This window comes from Thermosyntropha tengcongensis, assembly GCF_055381335.1.
The window spans coordinates 629,513-654,014 of record NZ_AP042437.1 but is presented as its reverse complement, the minus strand read 5'-3'; the positions used below and the strand labels follow the sequence as shown (position 1 = coordinate 654,014).

At 41.9% G+C, this 24,502-nt stretch carries 25 protein-coding genes and 1 other RNA gene; 11 read left to right on the top strand and 15 right to left on the bottom strand.

Annotation, left to right across the window (positions count from 1 at the left end; all coding sequences use genetic code 11):
• Positions 1–65: 65 nt before the first annotated feature.
• On the bottom strand, positions 66–1,463 hold the full coding sequence (gene gltA / locus ACZ42E_RS03175) for an NADPH-dependent glutamate synthase (RefSeq protein WP_464893009.1): 1,398 nt from the start codon (positions 1,461–1,463) through the stop codon (positions 66–68).
• Positions 1,448–2,305 carry a sulfide/dihydroorotate dehydrogenase-like FAD/NAD-binding protein gene (locus ACZ42E_RS03170; RefSeq protein WP_464893008.1) on the bottom strand — a complete coding sequence of 286 codons (858 nt, stop codon included), beginning with the start codon at positions 2,303–2,305 and terminating at the stop codon, positions 1,448–1,450. The genes gltA and ACZ42E_RS03170 overlap by 16 nt, the downstream gene beginning before the upstream one ends.
• A 525-nt stretch (positions 2,306–2,830) precedes the next feature.
• On the opposite strand from ACZ42E_RS03170, the gene ACZ42E_RS03165 reads away from it, so the two are divergent.
• Both ACZ42E_RS03165 and ACZ42E_RS03160 read left to right on the top strand, forming a co-directional pair.
• Positions 2,831–3,016, top strand: a complete 186-nt coding sequence (locus tag ACZ42E_RS03165) for a ribbon-helix-helix domain-containing protein (protein ID WP_073091480.1) — start codon at positions 2,831–2,833, stop codon at positions 3,014–3,016.
• A gap of 345 nt (positions 3,017–3,361) precedes the next feature.
• Positions 3,362–3,610, top strand: coding sequence for a hypothetical protein (locus ACZ42E_RS03160; protein ID WP_464893007.1), 249 nt, complete (start codon positions 3,362–3,364; stop codon positions 3,608–3,610).
• A 79-nt stretch (positions 3,611–3,689) separates the two neighbouring features.
• On the opposite strand, the gene ACZ42E_RS03155 is transcribed toward ACZ42E_RS03160, so the two are convergent.
• Positions 3,690–4,151: a RidA family protein gene (locus ACZ42E_RS03155; protein ID WP_464893006.1), complete on the bottom strand. Its 462-nt coding sequence runs from the start codon at positions 4,149–4,151 to the stop codon at positions 3,690–3,692.
• An 11-nt stretch (positions 4,152–4,162) separates the two neighbouring features.
• Entirely contained in the window at positions 4,163–5,176 is a 1,014-nt protein-coding gene (locus ACZ42E_RS03150; protein ID WP_464893005.1) for a sodium:calcium antiporter, read from the bottom strand.
• A gap of 193 nt (positions 5,177–5,369) precedes the next feature.
• On the opposite strand from ACZ42E_RS03150, the gene ACZ42E_RS03145 reads away from it, so the two are divergent.
• Positions 5,370–6,176, top strand: a complete 807-nt coding sequence (locus tag ACZ42E_RS03145; RefSeq protein ID WP_464893004.1) for a histidinol-phosphatase HisJ family protein — start codon at positions 5,370–5,372, stop codon at positions 6,174–6,176.
• Between the two features lie 45 nt (positions 6,177–6,221).
• On the opposite strand, the gene ACZ42E_RS03140 is transcribed toward ACZ42E_RS03145, so the two are convergent.
• Positions 6,222–6,980: an SDR family NAD(P)-dependent oxidoreductase gene (locus ACZ42E_RS03140; RefSeq protein ID WP_464893003.1), complete on the bottom strand. Its 759-nt coding sequence runs from the start codon at positions 6,978–6,980 to the stop codon at positions 6,222–6,224.
• Between the two features lie 239 nt (positions 6,981–7,219).
• Between ACZ42E_RS03140 and ACZ42E_RS03135 the strand changes: the two genes are divergently transcribed.
• The 3 genes from ACZ42E_RS03135 to ACZ42E_RS03125 all read left to right on the top strand — a co-directional run bounded on the left by ACZ42E_RS03135 (position 7,220) and on the right by ACZ42E_RS03125 (position 9,314).
• On the top strand, positions 7,220–7,756 hold the full coding sequence (locus ACZ42E_RS03135; protein ID WP_464893002.1) for a CD3072 family TudS-related putative desulfidase: 537 nt from the start codon (positions 7,220–7,222) through the stop codon (positions 7,754–7,756).
• Between the two features lie 14 nt (positions 7,757–7,770).
• The gene (locus ACZ42E_RS03130; protein ID WP_464893001.1) at positions 7,771–8,583 is read left to right on the top strand and encodes an ABC transporter substrate-binding protein; all 813 of its coding nucleotides are present in this window, start codon (positions 7,771–7,773) and stop codon (positions 8,581–8,583) included.
• A gap of 68 nt (positions 8,584–8,651) precedes the next feature.
• Positions 8,652–9,314: an amino acid ABC transporter permease gene (locus tag ACZ42E_RS03125; RefSeq protein WP_464893000.1), complete on the top strand. Its 663-nt coding sequence runs from the start codon at positions 8,652–8,654 to the stop codon at positions 9,312–9,314.
• A 25-nt stretch (positions 9,315–9,339) separates the two neighbouring features.
• On the opposite strand, the gene ACZ42E_RS03120 is transcribed toward ACZ42E_RS03125, so the two are convergent.
• The 3 genes from ACZ42E_RS03120 to ACZ42E_RS03110 form a co-directional block, all read right to left on the bottom strand.
• Complete coding sequence (locus ACZ42E_RS03120) at positions 9,340–11,169, bottom strand: ASKHA domain-containing protein (RefSeq protein ID WP_464892999.1); 1,830 nt, start codon at positions 11,167–11,169, stop codon at positions 9,340–9,342.
• A 6-nt stretch (positions 11,170–11,175) separates the two neighbouring features.
• The gene (gene fdhD, locus ACZ42E_RS03115; protein WP_464892998.1) at positions 11,176–11,913 is read right to left on the bottom strand and encodes a formate dehydrogenase accessory sulfurtransferase FdhD; all 738 of its coding nucleotides are present in this window, start codon (positions 11,911–11,913) and stop codon (positions 11,176–11,178) included.
• 90 nt (positions 11,914–12,003) lie between these two features.
• Entirely contained in the window at positions 12,004–12,330 is a 327-nt protein-coding gene (locus tag ACZ42E_RS03110; protein ID WP_464892997.1) for a hypothetical protein, read from the bottom strand.
• A gap of 247 nt (positions 12,331–12,577) precedes the next feature.
• On the opposite strand from ACZ42E_RS03110, the gene rnpB reads away from it, so the two are divergent.
• The 3 genes from rnpB to ACZ42E_RS03095 all read left to right on the top strand — a co-directional run bounded on the left by rnpB (position 12,578) and on the right by ACZ42E_RS03095 (position 15,764).
• Positions 12,578–12,923: RNase P RNA component class A (gene rnpB / locus ACZ42E_RS03105), an RNA gene on the top strand.
• Positions 12,924–13,399: 476 nt separating this feature from the next.
• Positions 13,400–14,599: a thiolase family protein gene (locus tag ACZ42E_RS03100; protein ID WP_464892996.1), complete on the top strand. Its 1,200-nt coding sequence runs from the start codon at positions 13,400–13,402 to the stop codon at positions 14,597–14,599.
• 25 nt (positions 14,600–14,624) lie between these two features.
• Positions 14,625–15,764, top strand: coding sequence for an acyl-CoA dehydrogenase family protein (locus ACZ42E_RS03095; protein WP_464892995.1), 1,140 nt, complete (start codon positions 14,625–14,627; stop codon positions 15,762–15,764).
• A 51-nt stretch (positions 15,765–15,815) separates the two neighbouring features.
• On the opposite strand, the gene ACZ42E_RS03090 is transcribed toward ACZ42E_RS03095, so the two are convergent.
• The 7 genes from ACZ42E_RS03090 to ACZ42E_RS03060 form a co-directional block, all read right to left on the bottom strand.
• The gene (locus tag ACZ42E_RS03090; RefSeq protein ID WP_464892994.1) at positions 15,816–16,904 is read right to left on the bottom strand and encodes a Ger(x)C family spore germination protein; all 1,089 of its coding nucleotides are present in this window, start codon (positions 16,902–16,904) and stop codon (positions 15,816–15,818) included.
• Between the two features lie 10 nt (positions 16,905–16,914).
• Complete coding sequence (locus ACZ42E_RS03085) at positions 16,915–18,021, bottom strand: GerAB/ArcD/ProY family transporter (protein ID WP_464892993.1); 1,107 nt, start codon at positions 18,019–18,021, stop codon at positions 16,915–16,917.
• A complete protein-coding gene (locus tag ACZ42E_RS03080) occupies positions 18,014–19,576 on the bottom strand; it encodes a spore germination protein (RefSeq protein WP_464892992.1) in 1,563 nt (520 codons plus the stop codon). Before ACZ42E_RS03080 ends, ACZ42E_RS03085 begins: the two co-directional genes overlap by 8 nt.
• A 172-nt stretch (positions 19,577–19,748) precedes the next feature.
• Positions 19,749–20,078 (bottom strand): HU family DNA-binding protein, encoded by a 330-nt coding sequence (locus ACZ42E_RS03075; protein WP_073091636.1) that lies wholly within the window; start codon positions 20,076–20,078, stop codon positions 19,749–19,751.
• A gap of 191 nt (positions 20,079–20,269) precedes the next feature.
• Positions 20,270–21,295 (bottom strand): HD-GYP domain-containing protein, encoded by a 1,026-nt coding sequence (locus tag ACZ42E_RS03070; RefSeq protein WP_464892991.1) that lies wholly within the window; start codon positions 21,293–21,295, stop codon positions 20,270–20,272.
• Positions 21,296–21,382: 87 nt separating this feature from the next.
• Positions 21,383–22,492, bottom strand: a complete 1,110-nt coding sequence (locus ACZ42E_RS03065; RefSeq protein WP_464892990.1) for a Nif3-like dinuclear metal center hexameric protein — start codon at positions 22,490–22,492, stop codon at positions 21,383–21,385.
• A complete protein-coding gene (locus ACZ42E_RS03060) occupies positions 22,479–23,165 on the bottom strand; it encodes a tRNA (adenine(22)-N(1))-methyltransferase (RefSeq protein WP_464892989.1) in 687 nt (228 codons plus the stop codon). The genes ACZ42E_RS03065 and ACZ42E_RS03060 overlap by 14 nt, the downstream gene beginning before the upstream one ends.
• A gap of 105 nt (positions 23,166–23,270) precedes the next feature.
• Between ACZ42E_RS03060 and ACZ42E_RS03055 the strand changes: the two genes are divergently transcribed.
• Together ACZ42E_RS03055 and ACZ42E_RS03050 are read left to right on the top strand one after the other, a co-directional pair.
• Positions 23,271–23,675 carry an NUDIX domain-containing protein gene (locus tag ACZ42E_RS03055; RefSeq protein WP_464892988.1) on the top strand — a complete coding sequence of 135 codons (405 nt, stop codon included), beginning with the start codon at positions 23,271–23,273 and terminating at the stop codon, positions 23,673–23,675.
• On the top strand, positions 23,672–24,472 hold the full coding sequence (locus ACZ42E_RS03050) for an eIF2B alpha/beta/delta subunit family protein (protein ID WP_464892987.1): 801 nt from the start codon (positions 23,672–23,674) through the stop codon (positions 24,470–24,472). Before ACZ42E_RS03055 ends, ACZ42E_RS03050 begins: the two co-directional genes overlap by 4 nt.
• Positions 24,473–24,502: the final 30 nt, after the last annotated feature.

Below are 24,502 nucleotides of genomic sequence, written 5' to 3'. Positions count from 1 at the left end.
AAATTTTATAGGGATAAAGTAAATAGCTTAGCAAAAGATATATTGTATTCATAAGTCTTTCATTTTTATAAGTTTCTTAAATATTCATCTATACTCTGGGCTGCCCTCTTGCCAGCACCCATTGCCAAAATAACTGTGGCAGCACCTGTTACAATATCTCCTCCTGCAAAAACCCCAGGCCTGGAGGTGGCACCGGTTTTTTCATCAGCTATTATATTTCCTCTCCTGTTAGTCGCCAAATCCTCAGTAGTAGCAGCAATCAGAGGATTAGGCCCCTGCCCTATAGCCATAATAACTGTATCTACTTCCATAACATATTCTGATCCTGTAATAGGTATGGGCTTTCTTCGCCCTGACTCATCAGGCTCACCTAATTCATAATTCTGACATACCATAGCTTTAACTCTGCCCTCTTCATCACCTAATATTTCAACAGGGCAGGACAGGAATACAAACTTAACCCCTTCCTCTTTGGCATGTTCGATTTCTTCCAATCTAGCTGGCATTTCCGCTTCCGTTCGGCGATAAATAATATAGGATTCTTCCACCCCCAGCCTTAACGCTGTCCTGGCTGCATCCATAGCTACATTGCCACCGCCAATAACCGCCACCTTTCGTCCCACTCTCACAGGAGTAAGATGCTTAGGAAAATCATAAGCTTTCATCAAATTCACCCGGGTTAAAAATTCATTGGCAGAATAAACACCATTCAGGTTTTCTCCTGGAATGTCCATAAAATAAGGCAGCCCAGCCCCTGTGCCTATAAAAACAGCATCATACCCATAATCTTCCATTAGCTCATCAATAGTTAAAAGTTTGCCTATAACACTGTTTACTTCAATCTCTACTCCCATAGCTTTAATATTTTCTATTTCCTTAGCTACAATTCGCTTGGGCAAACGAAATTCAGGTATACCATAAACCAGTACTCCGCCTGGAATATGTAAGGCTTCGAATATTTTAACCTCATGTCCCCTGCGAGCCAGCTCAGCGGCACAGGTAAGTCCTGCTGGGCCAGAGCCTACAACGGCAACCTTTTTGCCCGTTGAAGATTGTTTTTCAATCTTTATGCACCCGTGTTCCATCTCATAATCAGCAACAAACCTTTCCAATCTGCCAATAGCCACCGGTTCATTTTTCTTGCCAAGCACACACATCTTTTCGCACTGGTTTTCCTGAGGACAAACCCGGCCACATATAGCAGGAAGGCTGTTTTTTTCTTTGATTTTGGCCGCAGCGCCCATATAATCTTTTTCCAGAATAAGCTTTATAAAAGCAGGTATATCTACCCCTACCGGGCATCCCTCCACACACATGGGCTTTTTGCACTGCAGACATCTCTCCGCTTCCTTTAAGGCCAATTCTTCTGTATAACCTAGAGCAACTTCCTTAAAGCTTTTAATCCTCTCTTCTACAGGCAGAAGAGGCATAGGGTACTTGTTTTTTACTATTTCCCGTGGCATCCCGCCGCACCTCCATTCCGGCAGCTGCAAATGTTCGCACGCATAGCTTCCCTTTCTTCGTCTATAAACATACGCGCCCTTTTTTTGGCATTTTCCCAGTCTACCAGATGTCCATCAAATTCTGGTCCATCAACACAGGCAAATCTAGTCTCATCTCCTATCTGCACCCGGCAGGCTCCACACATACCTGTGCCATCAAGCATAATGGGATTAAGGCTCACAATGGTCTTTATCCCCCTGGTTCTAGTCAATTCGGAAACTGCCTGCATCATCGGCAAAGGTCCTATAGCTATTACCCTATCTATATCATTTTTTCCCATCACATCTCTTAATACATCAGTAACCAGCCCTTTTACCCCCTGACTGCCGTCATCAGTGGCAACATAGAGTTCTTCACTTACTTTTTCCATCTTATCTTTCCATATGAGATACTCAGCACTCCTGGCTCCAATAATAGAAATAATCCGGTTTCCCTTTTCGTAAAGAGCCCTGGTTACTGGATATAAAGGAGCAACCCCTACCCCTCCGCCTATGCATACAACTGTTCCGTAATTCTCGATTTCCGACTCTTTTCCCAGAGGTCCTACAAAATCTAATACCTTATCTCCTTTCTCCAGCTTGCCAAGTTCCAGGGTGGAACGTCCTACCTCCTGGAAAATAATAGTTACAGTTCCACTTTCCTGATTATGGTCTGCAATAGTTAAAGGAATTCTTTCCCCCCATTCATCCTTGCGCACAATAACAAACTGTCCAGGTTTTGCTTTTCTGGATATCAAAGGGGCATAAATCTCAAACAACTTTATGCCTGGCGCCAATATTGACTTTTCAACTATTTCATACATTTTCATTCCCCCCTTGGTTTTTACCCCTTTACTTATAGAATAATTCTTATTTTTTTTTGCCTTTTTGTAAATCCTCTATACCTAAATTATACTGTATACTATCTATATGTTATATGAATAAAAATTCAATTTTTATAATTTAAAATATAGTATAAATATAATATCTTAGTTTGTTTTTATCTTGTGATTTTTTTCTTTATCAGACTTAAAACATTCCTGTATAATCAAAATTCAAGCATATTTGACACTGTTAGTTCCTGAAAACTACGTTATAACATAATCATGTTAAAATAATATCATGCAAATAACCCATTTTAAGAGGTTAATATCGTATGTTATAATAAACAAAAAAGATTGCTTTTGTGAATACAATAACAAAATGTGAAATTCATACCATATAAATTACGAAAGAAACCTTATTAACCGCCAAATACTCTAGATAAATTGTATACAGCAAAATATCATATTAAAATCTTATATAGGAAGAGGAACGGAAATTTTATTAATGAAAGGAGGAAGTAGGAGATGAAGTATATTTCGGTAGTAGTACCTGAAGAAATTGACCGTGAGCTTCGTTTCGCCTGTGCGGACCAAGCTACCACCAAATCACGCCTGGTGAGAAAATTAATTGAAGATTATTTGGAAGAATGGCGTAAAGAATTTGAAAAGAAAGGTTCACTGCCACTGGATGAAGAAACTAAATCTGAATAGTCTCCAATTTAGTTAAGCCCGGATGCTAAAACATCCGGGCTTAATTTTTTTGTTTCTGCCTGTTTCAGGAAAATATATTGAAAATTCTCATTTATATATTTATTTTCTCTTTTTTGCTAATTTGGTTATGTTAACATATTATGTTATTATGTTATTAAGATAATAGTATGTTATGTTGTATTACAGTGGGGGGTGATTCATATGTTAACTGCAGTAGCCGCTATCGCCATAGGATTATCATTGATAACCGGAACTTTAAGTATGCTTTATGTATTCAAGAGGGTCTATCTGGAGTCATAAGCGAATAAGAAACCCAGCTGGCCCGAAAGAAAGGGGGAATTTAGGATGACAGAAATGCAGCATGTTTTCCTTTTTTACACATTTGTCTATTTTTTAGTTAAAGGAGCCATCTATATAGCCATATACGTTGCCACCATAATCATAGAGAAAAAAGCCCGGGAAAAACACGCTTTATTGCAGGCTTATCTGGCTCAAAAACGTGCTGATGAAAAGAAAAGATGGCAAATTGCCTACAAGCTCTATTACCGCAGACATCCCAAACAGGCTGAAGCCAATCTGTCCCAGGTTGCTTAATAATTATATATAAAATATAAAAAAGGGACTCACTTTAAGGTAAGCCCCCTTTTTTCTTGATAGAAAACTGTTTATTTTCCTAACTTTTCACCTGCACAACCATCTCTATTTCACAGGCAGCATTTAAAGGCAGAGCGTTTACCCCCACAGCCGCCCGTGCATGTACCCCTTTTTCATCAAAAATCTTTATAAGAAGTTCGGAAGCGCCATTTATAACCTGCGGCTGTTCCTGAAAATCATCTGTACTCTGCACATACCCGGTTATCTTTACTATCCTTGCCACTTCATCCCAGGAGTTTATACAGCTTTTTAAGGCAGCCAGACAGTTTATAAGGCAAATTTCCGCTGCTTTCTTACCCTCTTCAACCGATAAATCCCTTCCCAGTTTGCCGCTGTAAAGCAGTTTTCCATCCTTAACTGGAAGCTGTCCTGAAATGTAAACAAATTCACCTGCTTTAAGAGCCGGCACATAAGCAGCCAGCGGCCTGGCAGCTTCCGGTATGATTATTCCGAGTTCACTAAGCCTCTGTTCTATGTTCATATTCTAACCTCCTATCTTATAATGCCCTGTACCACTGCCCATATAAATATACCGTAAAAAAGCCCCCCCAGGACCAGAATGCCTGCACTGATAACCTTGCGCTTCCTGAGCTCAAAAAGTATAAGCCCGGCTGAAGCCAGAGCAAGCACCGCCGCCAAAAACATGCCGCCGCTTTTTAGCTGCCAGTCAGTCAAGAAAATCCCGATAGCCGGTATAAGGGAGCTCTGAAACACCATAGCGCCAGTAATATTCCCCAGTGCCAGCGTATCTTTATCCCGGGAAATCCAGATAATGCTGTTGAACTTCTCCGGAAGCTCGGTAGCGACCGGAGCTATAATCAAAGCCAGTATAAAGGCAGGCACTCCATACATAACCGCAATTTCCTTGACAGAACCCACAAAAAGATTGGCTCCCCAGACTATGAGGGCCAAAGCTGCCACAACCTGCAATATTATCCTGCTTAAAGCAGGCGATTCGCTTCTGCGGTCGAAATAGCAGGGAGGCAGGTTGTGATCTGCTTCCTCTTCCCTTTCTTCACTTACCAGCACATATAAATAATAGGCGTAAGAAACAACCATAAAACCGGCAATTATAAGCTGCCAGTGGCGAAGCTCAGGGGGTATAAAACCAGTCAAAACCGCTGCCGTAAATACAATCAGGAAAAATCCCAGATCACGGGACATCGTTTCATAATCAGCCACTACTGTCCTGCCGTTCTCTCTTTTGCCGGCAAAAACCAGTACCGATATGCCAGCCACAAACATAGCCAGGGTAGAAAGCATCAAAGGTGCTCCCAGAATAGCTCCTATCCCTATTTCATGTCCTGCGTCGCCATGCCCGAACAAAATAGCTATCAGCGGAATCATGGTTTCCGGCAGAGCTGTTCCTACTGCTGCCAGAACACTCCCTACTGCCCCTTCTGAAAGGTCAAGCTTTTTGCCCAGCCATTCCACACCGTTTACAAATACTTCTGCTCCTACCAGAATAACTCCCAGACTGATAATAAGCACAGCTATACTGCTCATTATTCTATTTTCCCCTTTCCTATGCTCTCTTATCCTTTTTAAGCCGCTTTATTTCCTCTAATTTGTTATTTAACCACTTATACAAATTTTAATCAAGCAAAATGCTAGATTAATCTGGCATTTATAAATAGAGAAAAGTAAAATAGGGAAAGATAGTCTTAGTTTGTAAAAAATTCTTACTGGAGGTTCAGCCATGTCATTCTACGCAGACTACCATGTACACACCAGCTTTTCTGGAGACTGCAATGCTCCCATGGAAAAAATGATAAAAAAAGCTATCCGCCTTGGCCTAAAGGAGATAGCCTTTACTGACCATGTAGATTTCGACTACCCTGATCCCAGCTTTGAAGCTATAGACTATGATGTTTACATAGAAGAGTTCAGCAGACTAAAAAAACAATACCAGGGAAGAATAAACCTGGTACTGGGAGTAGAGGTAGGATACCAGCCCCATGTCAGGGATAATATAGAAAAAGTTTTGCGGCATTACCCTTTTGACTTTGTCATCTGCTCCACCCATATGGCTGATCGCCTTGATTTCTATACCGGTGATTTTTTCAAAGCCAAAAGACAGGATGAGGCTTACCGCAGGTACTTTGAAAATGTCCTGGAAGCTGTTCAGCAGTTCAATAATTACGATGTATACGGGCATCTGGACTTTATCGTCCGCTATGGGGATTTTCCCGAAAAAACCTTATGCTATGCTGACTATAAGGATATAATCGATGAAATACTTAAAAAAATCATCGCCAATGGTTCAGGCATTGAAATAAACACTTCCGGATACCGCTATAAGCTTAACCAGCTTCACCCCCAGGCCGCCATAGTAAAAAGATATTTTGAGCTGGGAGGAGAAATAATAACCATAGGCTCGGACGCGCATCAAACTGAAGATTTATGTTCTCACTTCACTACAGCTTACCAGCTTTTAAAAGAGCTTAACATAACACATATCGCCACCTTTAAAAACCGCCAGGTGCATTTTGTAAAAATATTTTAAGCCGGGAACATCCCGGCTTTCTTATCATACACCGCAGTTAAGCCTTTAACAGTAGCAGGAAAGGCCTCCATCAATCATGAAAATATTTCCCGTAAGCCACTTCGATTCATCAGAGGCAAAAAATACTATCGCTGGGCTCATATCTTCAGGATAGCCTACCCTCTTCATCGGGAAAAGTTTTATAAGCTTATCCATTTTCCCGCTGGCTTCCAGATGGTCAATCATAGGCTGCAGCATGGGAGTTACAATGTGGGAAGGGCACAGGCAGTTTACCCTTATTTTCGGTCCCAATTCCGCAGCCAGCGCGCGGGTAAGCTGAACCACCCCGCCCTTCATGGCACAGTAGGCTGACTGGTTTTTGGTCCCCAGAACCCCCAGAATAGAAGAAATATTTATTATGCTTCCTCCCCCGCTTTCCAGCATAAGGGGAACCATAACCTGAGTAACCATGAATACGCTCTTTAAATCAACCTGGTAAGTATAATCCAGTTCCTCCGGGGTAATTTCAAGAAAAGGCTTTATCATGGCAGAACCCGCATTGTTGACTAAAATATCCAGCCTTCCCCATTCTTTTTCCACCACTTCCCGCATCTTCCTTATATCTTCCAGTTTGGTTACATCAGCCGGGCAGGCTACCGCTTCTCCCCCTTTAGACCTGATTTCAGCCACCGTTTCATTTAGAGGATCAGGCCTTCTGCCAGCCACCAGCACTTTTGCCCCTTCCAGAGCCATATCGATAGCCGCCTGCCTGCCGATACCCGTACCCCCTCCGGTAATTACAGCCACCTTGTCCTTAAGCCGCATAATTTTAACCTCCTGTTTCATTAATAGACCCTTTATAGTATTTATTCTTCATCAAAATATAATTTTCCTTTTGAAAACCATTTTTCTAATTTTAAATAATTAAAATTATTATTATTTTTCATTCTTAATATCCTTACGAATTATGTATAACTTTTTTTCATTATAATAATAAAAATGATCATGTTATAATGATACCGGCTCATTCCTAAACAGTATCTAACCAGAGGAGGTGAATGTTTTTGCTCCGGGGGAGGAAAATAATCCTGCTTGCACACTGTCTTCTAAATGCTAATGCAAAAGTGGAGGGATTAGCCCTTTATGAAGGATGTCTTTCCGAACTAATATCATTTTTACTATCCTCAGGAATTGCTGTATATCAGCTCCCATGCCCTGAACTGACTTCACACGGCTTAAAACGCTGGAGCCAGACAATAGAACAGTATGATAACCCTTTTTACCACCAGCACTGCTTAAATATATCAGAAATGGTAATAAGAGAAGTTAAAGAGTACACCCGAAACGGCTATAAAGTACTGGGAGTCATAGGAATTGACGGCAGCCCTTCCTGCGGAGTCAATATTACCTGCAGCGGAGATTGGAAAGGCAATCCCGAAGATAAGCCTTACAAAATGGTTCAAGGTGCCGGCATATTCATGCAACACCTTAAAACCAGCGCTCAAAAAGCAGGAATCCATCTTCCTTTTAAAGGCATTGATGAAGAAAACCCCATTTCATCCATGGATGAGGTCAAGCAATTTATCCAAAACCAGTTATAAGGAGGAGTAATTGTATGTTAAGAGAGATTAAAAACAATCCCCTTTTTATATTGCTTGTGGTTGTTGTCCTGGCAGCAGGAATGATAGCCGGTTGTGGGCAAAAAGAAAATAAATCGGCAACCGAGAGTTCCAAAATTCCCACCAAAGAACCAGGTAAACTTATAGTAGGCTTCTGTGCTACCTGGCCTCCTTTTGAATACCGGGATGAAAAAGGAGAAATAATAGGCTTTGATGTTGACCTGGCCAGAGAAATAGGCAAGGACCTGGGATTGGAAGTTGAATTTAAAGATGCTGACTGGCAAGGGTTGGTACCTTCCCTGCAAAAAGGCGATTATGATATACTTATCACCTGTTTCGGTGCCAGTGAAGCCCGCGGCCAGACTGTCGCTTTTTCCGATCCATATTATGAACTCGGCTCTTCTATCGTAGTGTTAAAAAATAACGATGAGATCAAATCGAAAGAAGACCTGGCCGGCAAGGTAGTAGGCGTACAGCTTGGTTCCGCAGATGAAATGGCTGCTGAAGAGCTAAATAAACAAATAGGGTTCAAAGAACTTAAAAAATTCAAACTGCCCCCTGATGAATTCATGGATCTCAAACAGGGCGGAATTGATGCTGTGATCATCGGCTACCCCTATGCAGTACACAACATCAAAAAAATGGGGGAAGATTACAAAATCGTAGGCGAACCGTTTAATCCCGAACAAATTGTGATGGTAGTGAGAAAAGACAATACCCAGCTGCTGGAAGCTGTAAATAAATCTTTAGCTCGCATCAAACAGGACGGAACTTATGACAAGCTCATCAAAAAATGGCTTTCTGTATAACCATTACCATAAATCCCTCCCCCGGCAGAAAAGAAATATTTCTGCCGGGGCAAAGGAGCTAAAAAGGCGTGTATAATGTAGACTTTACCATAATAATAAACTGGTTTCCCCTTATTATCGAAGGGCTGCTGTACACCATATACATTTCCAGTTTATCGATGTTTTTGGGGACTGTTATCGGTACGGTGTGCGGAACTATCCGCTCATCACCTGTAAACCGTTTAATAAACTATATTTTGACTGCTTATGTGGAACTTTTCCGGGGTACACCTCTTCTGGTACAGCTTTTTTTCATCTATTTCGGTCTGGGGCAAATAGGTATAAAGTTTACTCCCCTGCAGGCCAGTATAATAACCCTTTCTTTAAATACAGGCGCCTATGTATGTGAACTTGTGCGCGCATCTATTGCAGCAGTAGACAGCGGGCAGTATGAAGCAGCCCGCGCTCTGGGCATGAACCATGTAATGACCATGCAGTATATAATACTTCCCCAGGCTATAAGAATAGCTGTTCCTCCTCTGGTAAATTGTTTTTCTGCTGTTTTGAAAGATTCTTCCTTAGTTTCCGTACTGGCAGTTGTGGAACTTACCCGGGTAGGTCAGCAAATCTATTCTACCACCTTGCGTTCTTTTGAGGCTTATACAGTGCTGGGAGCCCTCTATCTTATCATGACTCTCATAATATCAAGGCTTTCCCGTTATGCCGAAAACAAAAACTTCATTAAAGCATAAGGCGGCTTTAAAGCCGCCTTATTATCTAAAAATTAAGATTTTCGATAAACCTGCTCTCAAAATGGGGGTCCAGAGCCAGTTCAACATATTCCACCCTATCCTTTATTTCTTCAGCTTTTTTAAGCATTTTAGAGGAGACCAATGCCATAACCGCCCCTTTTGCTGCGGCATTGCCAATATTTTTTATCCTGGAAAGCGCAATCCGCGGAAGAAGGCCTATATTCACGCAGTTTGCAGGATTTAAATAAGTACCGAAAGTTCCAGCCAGCAGTACATAATCAAGATCATCCTTATCTATGCCTGCCCTGTGCATAAGAATGTCTATCGCTGTTCTTACAGCCGCTTTGGCCAGCTGTACCTGCCTTATATCTTCCTGGTTAAATACAACGGGGTTATTCTTTACTCTCTTTATGTCATCACATATTACAATTTCTTTTCCCCGGCTGCCTTCTGTCAATTTAAGCCTTTCGGCCGCTTTTTCGGTAATTATTCCCCTTTCATCAATATACCCCGCTGACAAAAGACAGGAAACCAGGTCTATTACAGCTGAACCGCAGATATTCTTTACCTTTTCCCCGCCTATAGAGGTAAACCTCAAATACCCATCTTTATCCAGATAGAACTTGTTTATACTTCCCCTTTCCGCTCTTCCGCCGCTTGTAATATTGCCTCCCTCAAAAGCCGGCCCTGCTGCAGCCGAAGCTGCCCACATTTTGTCGCCACAGGCCAGAACCACTTCCCCGTTGGTGCCTATATCAACCAGGAGGTATTTTAAGGGAGGCTCAGGCTCCAAACTTAAAATACACCCTACGGTATCTGCTCCTACAAAACCCCCTATCTGGGGAAGTATTAATAATTCCGCCTCCTCATTAACATTAATCCCCAGCCTGCCGGCCCTCAACCTCATGCTTCCCCTGAAAATACCGGTATAGGGAGCATAAGCAAAGCCTCTAACATTTAACCCAGCCAGAAAATGGAGCATTACCGGATTGCCGACCGCCGTAATTTTATAAATCTGCTTTGATGATATCTTATTCTCTTCTGCCAGGTCTTTTATCATGCTGTTAATGTTATTTACCAGTATTTGATGCATTTTAGCAAGTCCATCTTTATTTTCCAGGCAGTAGCTTACCCGTGAGATTATGTCAGCACCATAAATCCTCTGCATATTTGCTCTGGAAGTTATGCCTGCTATCTTTTTTTCTTCCAGGTCCACCAGAGCTGCAAAAAGGCTGGTAGTTCCCAAATCCAGAGCAATACCATAAATTTTTTCTATCTTCTTATCTATTTTTTTAACTATTTTATGGTCAAAAATCAGTGCCTGCAGTTCTATAGCCGGACGCCCGACCCTATCAAACAGAATCAGTTCATTTAAATTATCAACAGGCAAGCCCATCTCATAACCGTGCAGAGCATTAACCAGCCGGTCATAAATAGGGACAGGAGCATAATTGTCAAGGCCAGATATAAAAAAATCTACTACCTTTACCGTTTCATCATCTTCAGCCAGCGCAGGGGAAAATTCAAAATCAGCTTTATCAGGTTTTAAATTTTCACTTTCCTCTATGTATATGGAAGTATCTCCCTCTACCCGGCAGTGGCAGGCAAGCCTTACACCTTTTCTTATCTCATCCGGAAGCAGCTTTTCCTGCTCAGCAGGGGTTAATTCATTTACCTCTCCTTCTATCCGTACCTTGCATTTGCCACAATATCCTCTGCCCCCACAATTGTCACCCCAGGCAAAGTTATGGGAGGCTAAAATTGACCATACGTCCTGACCGCTTAAAGCCCAGTATTCCTGCTTTTTTTCACCGCTTACTATCGTTATTTTCACCTTTTCTCCCACAAAATCCACCTGCTCTTAATCTTTAAGCTTTATCCTCTCTGCCCCTGTATATATATTAAATCGTTCTTCCCTGGCAAAACCTATTAAAGTCATATCGTTCTTCAGGGCAAATTCTATCGCCATACTGGTTACAGCTGCCCGGGAAACCAGCAATTTCAGCCCCATATGAAACGCCTTCAGGCATATTTCATGAGTAATCCTGCCGCTGCTTAAGAGCAATTTATCATCAAGACTTATATCATGGCACAGACAGTAGCCATAAATCTTATCCACCGCATTATGGCGCCCTACATCTTCTTTGGTAACCAGAATACCATCTTTTTCCGCGATGCTCATCACATGAACTGCCCCGGTTCTTTTGTGCAGTTCAGAAATTTGCAGATGAGCTTCCATCAGATCAATAACATCTTCAGCATAAACAAAAAAATCAGAGCCTTCCCCTTTTAAAGTAAAGCTATTGGAATTAAAACATTCATTTAAAAATACTTTCACTTCATTGCCATTAATAATTATATCTTTAATTTCGCTTAAACTCCTTATTTTTCTGTTTACACCCAGATTACCAACTATCAGTTCTTTCAAGTCTTCAGGAGTGCAGTAAAAGCTTCCGTAAAAATCATCGTCAACCCACACCTGATAGCTATTTTCACGAATTATACAATCTTCTTCCTCTTCTATTCCCTTTCCTTTTCGGTATCTTTTAATCACCCTGCATATAGTTTTGTTATTCGGCTCTTTTTCTGTTTCAAGCATTATCAATGCCTCCTAAAACAAAATATTTTCAAGTATTACTTATACAAAAAGGCGGCCAAAAGCCGCCTCTAATTCCAGTATAAAATAATTTTATTCAGCCTTGGTTTCAGCCATTAATACAAAAGAGAAGATTAAAACCCACACCAATGATACTACTAAAGCCAGAGTAGCCCGGGAAAAATCTCCCTCAGCATATGCTTTGTTTCCCATTGAGTAAAGATAGTTAAATACTACCAGTCCCACACCGGTTAAAATATAAACTGCCTTCTTTACCCCTTTTGATAAAGAAAAATTCCTGGCCCATCCACAGAATTTAACGAAAACTACAATCGCTAAAATGACTATCAGAAGAGCAACTATTGGATAGGAAAATATACCAGCACTTCCCGCATGAGCAGCTTCTACTCCAAATACCATAAAAACCGTTCCCCCCTCTCTTTAGGAATTATTTTATAATTTTATCCTACCTGATACAAGCCTGATATTAAAAATATAAACAAAACACATTTTTAAACACTACTATTATTCTGTTTATTTTTCTTTTTTCCTGCTAAAAATAAATATTTTAAAAAAGAACCAATTTTCGTAATATTATCTTCTTCTCTTTACAAAATCCCTAATATCTATTATAATTTTTATGCGGAATTATAAAAAGAATAGGTGGTAAGCAAATCGGATAGCCGCGGGTATATATTTATATATACCTGAGGAAAGTCGGAGCTCCACAGGGCAGGGTGCTGGATAACGTCCAGTGGGGGCGACCCCAAGGAAAGTGCCACAGAAACAAACCGCCACCAGCATGGTGGTAAGGGTGGAAAGGTGAGGTAAGAGCTCACCAGCGTTTAGGCGACTAAACGGCTAGGTAAACCCCACCCGGAGCAAGACCGAATAGGGGAACTATGAAGTGGCCCGCTTCGTTCCCGGGTTAGGTCGCTTGAGGTGTCAGGCAACTGGCATCCCAGATAGATGGCTATCCTCGACAGAACTCCGCTTACAGATTTGCTTACTTAAAACATGTAAAAAACGTACGCTTATTAAAAGCGTACGTTTTTGTCTTTTTTCTACTTTAACTCGCTGCTTTCTTCCGTTTTGGTCTGGCTGCTCTGTTCTATTTTCTGCCTGCTTTTGCTTTCCAGCTTAGCTTTATTTTTTTGTTCCTTCTTGGCCATTTTTTTACCCCCTTTTATTATCTCATAAATATTAAAGGCTATTAGTATTATGCTACTAAAAAATAAAACTATACATTTCCGTTTCATAGGGTCTGGCTTTTTGTCAAAAACTGTCCCAAACACTTATATTTTTTTGGTTGTAAAAATTTTTCATCAGTTTTAACATGTTAATAAGATGCAATTTTCAGTTTATTTTTTATTTTAGATTAATTGTAAATAATGTAATAATTGTACCTTGCCATCTAATATACATTTAACGAGCAGCAATGCATATTTAACAAAACTTTTTATCACCAACAGGGGAGGGGTGTTTAAAAATGCGGGAAGTTGTTGTGGTAAGCCTCTGCCGGACAGCCATAGGGAAATTCATGGGCAGCCTTAAAGATGTACAAGCCAAAGAACTGGCTATAACTGTCGGCAAGGCTGCTATCGAAAGAGCAGGCATTAAGGCTGATATGATTGATGAAATTACTATGGGACAGGTATACCCTCATATGCAGGGTTCTCTTCCATCCAGACAGGTTGCCATGGCCCTGGGACTTCCGGTAAGAAGCGCTGCGGTAAATATCAACCAAAACTGCGCTTCTGGCATGCGTGCCATGGAAATTGCATGTAACGATATAATGCTGGGTAAAACTGACATAGCCCTGGTAATAGGTGTAGAGAGCATGACCAATGTCCCATACATGCTGCCCAAAGCCCGTATGGGCTACCGCATGAATGCCGGCACCATTGAAGATGCCATGATTCATGATGGGTTGTTTGATGTAATGGTACCTGGCCACATGGGGATTACCGCTGAAAATGTAGCTGAAAAATATGGAATAAGCCGCCGCGAATGCGATGAGCTTGCCCTTATGAGCCACCAGCGGGCAACCCGCGCTGTAAGAGAAGGTTTCTTCAAAGATGAAATAGTCCCGGTAGAAATTAAAGCGAAAAAAGGAACTATCCTCTATGAGACAGATGAGCACATGATCCCTGACGCGAATCTGGAAGCCATGAGCAAACTGCCTCCCGCCTTCAAAAAAGACGGGGTAGTAACCGCTGCCAATGCTTCCGGTATAAATGACGGCGCTGCTGCTGCCGTTGTAATGGCCAAAGAAAAAGCAGAGGAATTAGGGATCAAGCCATTAATGAAGCTGGTAACCATATGCAGTGAAGGGGTAGAACCCAGGCTTATGGGACTTGGCCCGGCAGTCGCTATTCCTAAAGCCTTGAGATTGGCCAACCTTAAATTTGAAGATATAGAGTACTGGGAAATAAACGAAGCTTTTGCCGCGCAATTTTTGGGAGTAGCAAGAATGCTCAAAGAAGATTACGGCATAGAACTTGATATGGAAAAATGCAACCTTAACGGCTCCGGCATTGCCCTGGGACATCCTGTTGGATGTACGGGACTGCGTATAATCGTTTCCATGTATTATCAGATGGTACGCATGGGAGCCACCCTGGGCGGCGCTTCGCTATGTGTAGGCGGCGGTCCAGCTATGGCTTCGATTTGGACCAGAGAAATTTAAGTTTAAAAATGGGGGGATTTATTTTATGGATTTCCGGTTGACTGAAGAACAGGAAATGATGAGAAGAATGGCTCGCGAATTTGCTGATAACGAAATTGCTCCTTATGCACAGCAGTGGGATAAAGACAACATCTTTCCTGAAGAAACCGTTAAAAAAATGCATGAGCTGGGACTTATGACCATAGGGGTTCCTGCTGAATATGGAGGACCTGGACTTGACCATGTAGCACAAAATATAGTAACTGAAGAAATTGCCCGCGGAGATGCCGGAATCGCCACCACCATGGCTGCCAGCACTCTTTTGGCTGCTGATCCGGTCTTGATTGCCGGAACTCATGAACAGAAAAAATGGTTCTACGGCATGCAAAATGAAGGAGCTATCGCTGCCTTTTGCCTTACCGAACCTGAAGCAGGTTCCGATGCCGCCAATCTATCTACCAGATGTATAAAAGACGGCGATTACTATATCCTGAACGGCACCAAACAATTTATAAGCAATGGAGGAGTTGCCCAGCTTTATGTAGTTTTCGCCACCCTGGACAAAAAACTGGGGCACAAGGGAATATGCGCCTTCATGGTTGATCGCAATACCCCAGGTATCTCGGTAGGTCCCAAAGAAGACAAACTGGGCATAAGAAGTTCCAATACCACCCAGGTAATATTTGAAGATGTGCGCGTACCTGCCAAAAACCTCCTGGGCAAAGAAGGCGACGGATTTAAAATTGCCATGAAAACATTAGACCTTTCCCGAGCTTCAGTAGCCGCCATGGCCGTAGGGGTAGCTCAGGCTGCTATGGAGGCTTCCATCAAATATGCCAAGGAAAGAAAACAGTTTGGCAAGCCGATTGCCTCCTTCCAGGCTGTGCAGTTCATGCTGGCTGATATGGCCCAGTATATCCATGCCGCCCGCCTTCTCTATCTGGAAGCATCCAGCCGCCAGGATATGGGGCTTCCCTTTACCCAGATAGCATCCCTGGCCAAATGCTTCGCCGGTGATACAGCCATGAAGGTAGCAACCGATGCGGTTCAGATATTTGGAGGCTATGGATATACCAAAGAATACCCGGTAGAAAAATACTTCCGCGATGCCAAAATAATGCAGATATTTGAAGGAACCGCCCAGGTACAGAGGCTGGTTATTGCCAATGATCTCCTGCGCGACTAGCTGGCACAAATAATAAATATCGCATAAAAGGGGGCAAAATTTTGCCCCCTTTTAACTGCTGGCCCCCCAGAACGGGATGTCAACCTCTACCTTAAGCTTGATATTGGCATTCTGAATAAAAGCTTCCTCCTCTACCATATCCTTAATTTCACCTCGCCACTTAGCTAGGGCATACTTGGTTATGTCGATACAGTCTACCTTCCATTCATTCTGCATGCGGTTAATCAATTTTAAGCCATCCTTCTCAATCTTTTCTTCCATGGCTTTTTCTATATCGCTTATGCATTTTTCATCCTCAAGGATAAGCCGGTCTAAAGCATAATGTTCCACCAGCCGCCCTTCAATCTTCAGTTTGATATAAAAAACAAATCTGTCTCCTTCCTTATCCACTTTTACTTTTCTTTTGCTTTTAACCTCTACCGTTCCTTTATCTATTTCTTTTCCGTCTTTCCTGACCGTAAAGGGAATAAAACCGCAGCAGCCTTCTTCCCCTCTTAACAGGACAAGGGGGATTGTTTCATCCATGCCTATGATATCTATCATTTTGTCTTTTTTGAAAATTGCTGTGCCATTTACTTTATACTGCCCATTAGGCAAAACCTTCATGGTGCAGGCTACCGGGTTTTTGCCGGTAGTATTAACGGCATGAAAAAAGTCATACAAAGTGGTGGTAGCAAAAAACTGGTTTTTCTTTTTGGAAGTAAACACTCCGGGAATTTCAAATCCCAAATAAGGGTTTATTTTATGGGCTTTTTCCAGAAACTGGTCCCCCCTGCCTTCAACTACCACCATAAACAACGATTTTTTTACGCGGGGATCGCGCACATAATTATCAATATAAGGTCCCAAACCCTTTCTGGCCAAATCTTTTCCGTAAAAAGCCACCTGTATATCCCCTAATAACAGAGTGCTGGGATATCTAGTCCCTCTGTTGGCTCGCGTATCACCAATGGTCTTCCCGGAAACCTTTTCCACAAACTCCCGGTTTTTCTGGGCTACATTGGGATAAAGTACGGTAACATCCACCCCTTCTTTTCTGTCTTTAGCCACATCATAGGCAGCTATAAGGGGGATGTTGAAGTTTTCTATATCCTCCGCATCAAAACAGCCAGACAGGAAAAAAAAGCAAAATAAGAACAAAAAGGATATCTTAAGCTTTCTTTTCACCATTAATCACGCCTTTGCGCATAAGTTTCAGGATATGGTACAAAATCGGATAACCCAGAGAAGTAAATAGAAACAAAAAGCCTGCATAATTGGCCAGCTTAAAAACTTCCAGCAGATCCGCCGGCCAGATGGCAATAAAGTATATAGCTGCAGCTGTCAAAATACTTATCAAAACATAATACCCATCTGAAGCAAAATCTAAAAACCTGTAAATAGAATAATTACATGCCAAACTGAGGTTAATGGCCGGCCTGGCTCCAATACCCAGCCAGAAGAGCAGGAACACGATTTCCAATCTCTCCAGGACTGCTATATGTTCTACGCTTAACAGATTTAAAACCGGCCAGGTCAGATACTGAATAGATTCAAAGCCAAAAATCAAAAGCGATATGATAACTGTAAAAAGATAAAGAATTACAACTATAACCTGTCCAGTTACGGCAGCCTTAAAAACTTCTTCCTCTTTTCCCACCATCACATATAAAACCAGTAAAACTTCCACACCGGTATAGGAGTAAAAGCTTTCTCTGGTTGCCTTAAGCAGACCGGCATAATCTATCCCTCCCAGAGGCAAAAGCAAAGTGTAATCACCTAAAGGTATCAAAATCAAAAGCACCAGCAGATTCATTAAAAGAATCCAGAAAAGTATCTCATTTAACCTCCCTACTACCCTGCCTCCTTTGCTTACAGCATAATATACGGGCAAAAGTATGAAAAAAAGAATTATATAAAGCGGAGTCCTGGGCAGCAAAAAAATCTTGGTTATTTCGGCAAAAATACGGACAACTATACCCTGAAAAAAAATTATATATAAGACAAAGGTTATAACCAGAAAATTGCCTAACACCTTGCCCAAAAGAATCCGGCTCACACTTACAAAATCAGGATCAGTAAACCCTCTATACAAAGTGCTTATAAGATAAATAGAAGTCAACGGTACCAGAGCTCCTGCAATAACTGCTATCCACGCATGCTGTCCGGCTTCAGCGCTTAATGTTCTGGGTAAACTTAATATCCCGGTGGCAATTTCGGAGCCTACAACCATAAAAATCAGCTGTTTGCTGGTGATTTCGAACCTGCTGTTATCCATTTTCTCGCCTCTTTCTCACCTTATCCTGCACCGGGATAGAAACGGGCCTTAAAAGCATCCTGGAAATAAAAGTACGATAAACAGAATCTTTAAAATCGGAGTAGCGCATGGGGGCATAAGGCGCAAGATAAGGTACCCCCATGCTTTCCAGGCTTATAAGATGGGTAAGCAGCAAAAACCATCCCACTGAAAAGCCAAACATGCCGAAAGCAGCTGCCATGACAATCATGAATATGCGCACTATCCTGCTGGCCAAAACCATCGTCGAATTAGGGATAGCAAAAGTACTTATAGTCGTTATAGCAACAATAATTATGATGGCTGGGCTGGCAAGCCCGGCAGCGATAGCCGCCTGTCCCAGAACAATACCTGCTACCACTCCTACTGTCTGTCCCATAGGAGCTGGCAATCTCAATCCAGTTTCAATAACCAGCTGAATTATAATCTCCTGGATTATAACCTCAAGCACTACTGGAAAAGGCACTTTATCCCTTCCCTGGGCCAGGCTGATGAGCAGCTGCACCGGTACCAGTTCAGGATTAAAGCTTAAAAGGGCAATATACAAAGCCGGCAGGGATACAGCCAGAAAAAAAGCCAAATAACGATACGAGCGGTGATAAAAGCTTATAACCGGCCTTTCTACATAATCTTCCGATGCCTGCAAAAAGCTGGCAAACAGGCTGGGAATGATAAGGGCATCAGGTGAGCCATCAGCCAGGACTATTATTTTGCCTTCCAAAAGCTCCATAACGGCCTTGTCTGGCCTTTCCGTAGTCTTAAACTGTGGGAAAGGGGTATAGTGATGGTCTTCAATAAGCTGTTCAATATAGGAAGTTCCCAAAATCCCATCCATGTCAATTTTGTTTATCTTTTCACTCACATTTCTGACTATTTCCGGATCAGCAATATCTTCTACATAAAGCAAAGAGACATCGGTACGCGTTCTTTTTCCTGCCGTAAATTTTTTTACTACCAGTTTAGGGTCTTTAAGCCGCCTTCTTATAAGGGCAGTATTGACTACAATATTTTCCACAAAACCTTCTTTCGAACCGCGCAGAGCCCTTTCCAGAACAGGTTCTTCCACATTCCTCCTGTCAACTTTGCGGATATCAATACTTAAAGCCTCCATTATCCCATCAAAAAACAAAACTACAAAACCATCAAATACAGCCCTTATAAGGTCAGAAAAATTGTCTATTTTCTGAATCCGGGTCACTGTAAGGCAGTTTTTATATATATGGTCAATTACATATTCCAGGCCTTTTTCCCTTAAATCTTCTCCCCGTGCATAAAACATGAGGCTTCGCAAGATATCCTGCGAAAGGCTAATATTATCTACAACACCTTCCAGATGCACTATATAGGCCTTAAGTTCCCGCTCTCCTTTAAGAAAGAAAGGCCTGCCCACCATATCATCATTTTTGGTTATGTAAGGCTTCAGCAAATTTACCTTTTCATCCAGCCGGCAGGGTAATTTAACCTGGTCCTGTTTGTCATTCCGGTTTACAGGTTCTTTTTCTTCTTCTCGCCTGCGCTTTCTTGTGAACGGGAACATATAATCCTCCTTAAAAGGTATAAAAATCCCTGCTTTATATAGATTTACCTGTTTATGATTTTATATGTACAAAAAGCTGCTATTCTGCACCTCAACAGTACAAAAAGCAGAAACTAAAAAAGAGGGTGTCAATACACCCTCTTTATAACTATGTCAACAAAACTTTCAGGCCTTATTTCTTCTTGCAGCTTTTTTTGCCGCCTTTAGCTGCCGGCTTTTTTTCTTCCACTACCGCAACGGCATCTTTCAAGGCTTTTCCCGGTTTGAATGCAGGAACTTTGGTAGCCGGAACCACAATTTCTTCTCCAGTAGCAGGGCTTATAACCTTTCTTTCCTTGCGCTCGCGAACCTCAAAGCTTCCAAATCCAATAAGCTGTACCTTGTCTCCAGCAGCTAAAGCCTGCTGAATAACTTCGAGCATAGCATCCAGAGCTTTACCTGCATCTTTTTGAGTCATTTCTGCCTTTTCCGCCAAAGCCTTCACAAGTTCCGTTTTGTTCACGCTTAATCCTCCCTTTAATTTTATTAACCATTATTTAGATTCCTCAAAAAAAGCTTAATTCCTGCATAAAAACCATTTTTTTTAAAGAATTTTATAAAAAATTTTGTAGACAACCAGGTTAATAACATTCTGCCATATAAATAATACTTTTATACATAAAAATGCCTGTTTTCTGGGATTTTTGTTCCCTATCAGTCAATTACTTCGATAATACTTATATTAGGCTCTTCAGCCAGATTTATAAATTCATTTTCGCCCACCATCACAATAGGGCGGGTGGGATTGCACCGGTCCACATAAATAACTACTCCCCGCTTGTTGTTGGAAAGAACTACTTCATTGCCTACATAAAAATTGGTGATGCGGTCATAAAAGACCTTGGCAATCCTGGGATCCAGCTTGCCAAAAGACTCCTGCCACAGGATATCAGCAGCAGTATAGGGAGAAAGCTTGCTCGCATAGGCGCGATTGGAAGTCAAGGCATCATAAACATCAGCCACCGCCACTACTGCGGCATAAAAATTAATCTTACCTTTAGTACCCATAGGGTAGCCAGAGCCATCCAGCCGTTCATGATGCATCAAAACAGCTTTGGCGATGTTTTCATTCAGGTCTTCATTCTGGCTTACCAGATTGTAACCCAATATAGTGTGTTTTTTTACTTCCTCAAACTCTTCGGGAGTCAATTTGCCTGGCTTGTTTAAAACATCACTGCTTATATAAATTTTGCCTATATCATGCAGCATCCCTGCCATACCCAAAAGGCGGATTTCTTCTTCGGAGCATTTAAGCCACCTGCCTATAAGTATAGAAAGGAGAGCCACATTAATCGAATGGGTAAAAAGATAGTCATCTTTCTCTTTCATAAGCCGCATGTGGCGAAAAATGTCAGTTATGCTGAAAACCTGCTGCAGCAGGGTTTCCACCGAATTTTCGATCTCTCCGTAGTCAGGATTTTGCCCCAGTTTGGCTTCCAGCATAAAAGATTTCACAACATCCAGCGAATCATCAAAAGCTTCTTCAAAACTCTTGGTGGCTTTAAGCTGGGGGGTGCTCTCCATGATATATATTTCCCTTATATTGCGGGAAGCAAAGCTTCTTAAATGTTCTTCGGAAATAACGGTGCCTTTAGTTAACAGCAGCTTGCCGTCATAAGTGAATATGTCTTTTCCCAGCTTCATGCCGGGTTTCAGGCTGTCCACCCGTATTTTCAGCATATATTTTTCCCCTTTTGTGTGAAATATGGCATTTTTTATTTTTTATTCTATAAAAATTGGCTATATTCCTCTTTGTTTTTTAAAAAACTAAATATTCCAAAAAAGTTTTTCATTTTTAAGAAAAATATATTCAATTTCCAGCCCCTGCTCTCTGCTCTCTTTTATAAGCAGGTTCACTACATAAGGCAGCACTATCTCTTCAGTTTCCTGATGTCCGGCATCAATCACCGCCAGTCCCCGGCTCAAGGCTTCTTTGGCTTCATGATACTTTACATCTCCGGTTATAAGAAGGTCAATATCAAAAGGCAGTCTGGAAACAAGGCTCATACCGGCTCCCCCTACTACTGCCACCTTTTTTATCCTCTTGTCAGGGCTTCCGGCTATTTTTAACCATTTTAATTCCAGCCTGTTTTTTAGCTCCCTGGCATAATCCGCAAGGGCAGACTCTTCAGCAAGAAATCCCTGCCTTCCTATGCTGTAAATCTTTCCCTGGTTCTCAAGCCGGTACACATCATAAGCTACCTCTTCATAAGGATGTGCTTCCAGCATAGCTGCGATTACACAGGAAAGCAAACTCTCAGGCACTACCGTTTCCAGCCGGTACTCCTCTACCTCCTCCACCCTCCCTTTTTCTCCAATAAAAGGATTGGTTCCTTCACCCGGCTTAAAGGTTCCGATTCCCGGGGTGCGAAAGCTGCAGTCCGAATAATTTCCTATATATCCGGCACCAGCGCCATTTATTGCCCTTCTTACTTCTTCCACATGGCTGTGAGGCACAAAAACTGCCAGCTTATAAAGCTTTTCGCTTACTTCTGCAAAAAGGGGTTTTATATCGGAAAGGCCAAGAATTTCGGCCAGTATCTGATTTACTCCATTTTCGGCAGCATCCAGGTTGGTATGAGCTGAATAAACGCATATATCATGCTGCACCAGCTTTTTTATAAGCTGTCCCTGTGGGTTGCTGTAATCAATCCTCTTAAATTCCCGAAAAAATAAAGGATGATGGGTAATTACCAGATCTGGTCCATAAGCAATCACTTTCTCTATGTTCTCTCCATCTAAATCCAGGCACAGCAAAACCTTTTTGACTTCTTTATCCAGCGTCCCCAGCATCAGGCCGCAGTTATCCCATTTTTGCGCCAAATGCAGGGGAAAATGTTTTTCCATTATTTTTACAACATCCCTAACCCTGGCCATTTAAAACCTCCTCCAATTCTTTTACTTTTTTCTCATACTCTAGGAGCAAACCGCTTTCATATGCCTCTTTTGATTTGCTTAATTCCCTTTCTATTAGCCGGTATTTGTTAAGATAATATCGCAAAAACATAGTATACACTTTAGATCTTAAAATAACTGGCCCTATTTCCTCCTCCAGAGGAGAAAGAAAATAAGGCTTGTTATCCGGCTTGCTGCTTATTATTACAAAAAACCTGCCATTTTCCATGACTACCTTTTCATCCAGTATAGGCCAGCCTTTTTTAGCAAGCACATGCCTTAAAGCTTCCGGCTTGCTCATGGGCTGGAAAACAAAACAGGCAAAACTCTCTGCCTTTTCCCAATCATCCTCTAAAATAGAAGCTATCGTTTCTCCTCCCATACCGGCAATAACCACATTATAAACTTCCCCTTTTTCTATTACCCTAAGCCCATTTCCCTTTCTCACCTCTATCCTGTCCATAAGGCCTTCCTTTTCAATTTCCCTTACTGCCCTCAAATAAGGCCCCTGTGCCACATCTGTAGCAATAGCCCGGGGCACCATCCCGTTCTTTACCAGGTAAACCGGGAGATAGGCATGATCAGTCCCTATATCAGCCAGAGGCTGGCCTTTTACGATCATCTGGCTTATGGCAAGCAGTCTTTTATCGAACACAACTATTTTAACCCTTTCGCATATATTTATTGGTATAATATAACCCAAGAGAGATTAGTCATACAAGCCTTTATATTCATAATAATCACAAAATGAGGTGCGAAAATGCAGGAATGTCATGTGGTAACCTGTTTTTTGGAATATGAAAACAAAGTTCTTATACTAAAAAGAAGCAGCAAAGTAAGCTCCTATCAATACAAGTGGGCAGGCATAAGCGGCTATATCGAAGAAGGCAATTCTCCATCCGAGCAGGCCCGGATAGAACTGGAAGAAGAAACAGGCCTTAAAGCAGAAGACTACGAACTGGTTAAAGCCGGGGAACCCCTTAAGGTAACAGACGAAAAAATGCAGCGCATATGGGTAGTCTATCCATTTCACTTTCGCTTGACTAAACTTAAAAAACTTAAGCTGGATTGGGAACATACCGAATTCAGGTGGGTGCTTCCGGAAAAAATAAAAGACCTTCCCACGGTTCCCGGACTTTACGAAGCCTGGGAGAGGGTTAAATGAAAAACATAAGGCAGAAAATAATAGATCTGCAAAATGACCAAACCCACGGAGCCAGCTACCTGGCTCTGCAGGCTATTAACATCCTGAAAAAAGCTGCCCTGGATATAGATGCTGCCGACAGGATTTCTTTTCTCCAATCTATGAACAGCCTGGCTGAAGAACTTAAAAACATCCGCCCCAGCATGGTTTCCATCCATAATCTGGTTTCTGATTATATAGAAGAGTTAAACCAGAAAGAAAATATTGCCCTTTCTTTTTCAGATCTGAGAAAAAAAGCTGCCTGCATAGCAGACAATATCATCTGCCAGGCAATGATTAAACAAAAACAAACTATACAAAAAGGTTCCAGGCTCATAAAGGACAAATCTATCGTGGCCACCTGCAGCTACAGCTCTACGATAGCAGAAACTATCAAAGCCGCATACAGGGAAGGCAAAAAATTCGACATAATAATCGCCCGCTCCTCTCCTCCTGGCAGTTCTTATGCCTACGGGGAAATATTGGCAGAGAAACTAGGGGTGCCTTTAAACATACACATAATCCCTGATGAGAATATTCCTTCCTTCCTGCCTGAAGCTGACTATGTCTTGCTGGGAGCTGATACCGTCCTTGCTGATAAAAGGGTGATAAACGGCTATCCATCCTTCATCACAGCAGAAACAGCCTTTAAAAGCAAAAAGCCGCTCTATGTAGTTTGCGAACCGCATAAAATAGCAAGGGCAGAATTTACCCCCCACCTGGAAGACGGTTTTGAACTGATTCCTGCTCACTTTATAACCGAAATCGTTGCTGGATAACAAAAAGGGCAGCACCCTCTGTAAAGGCTG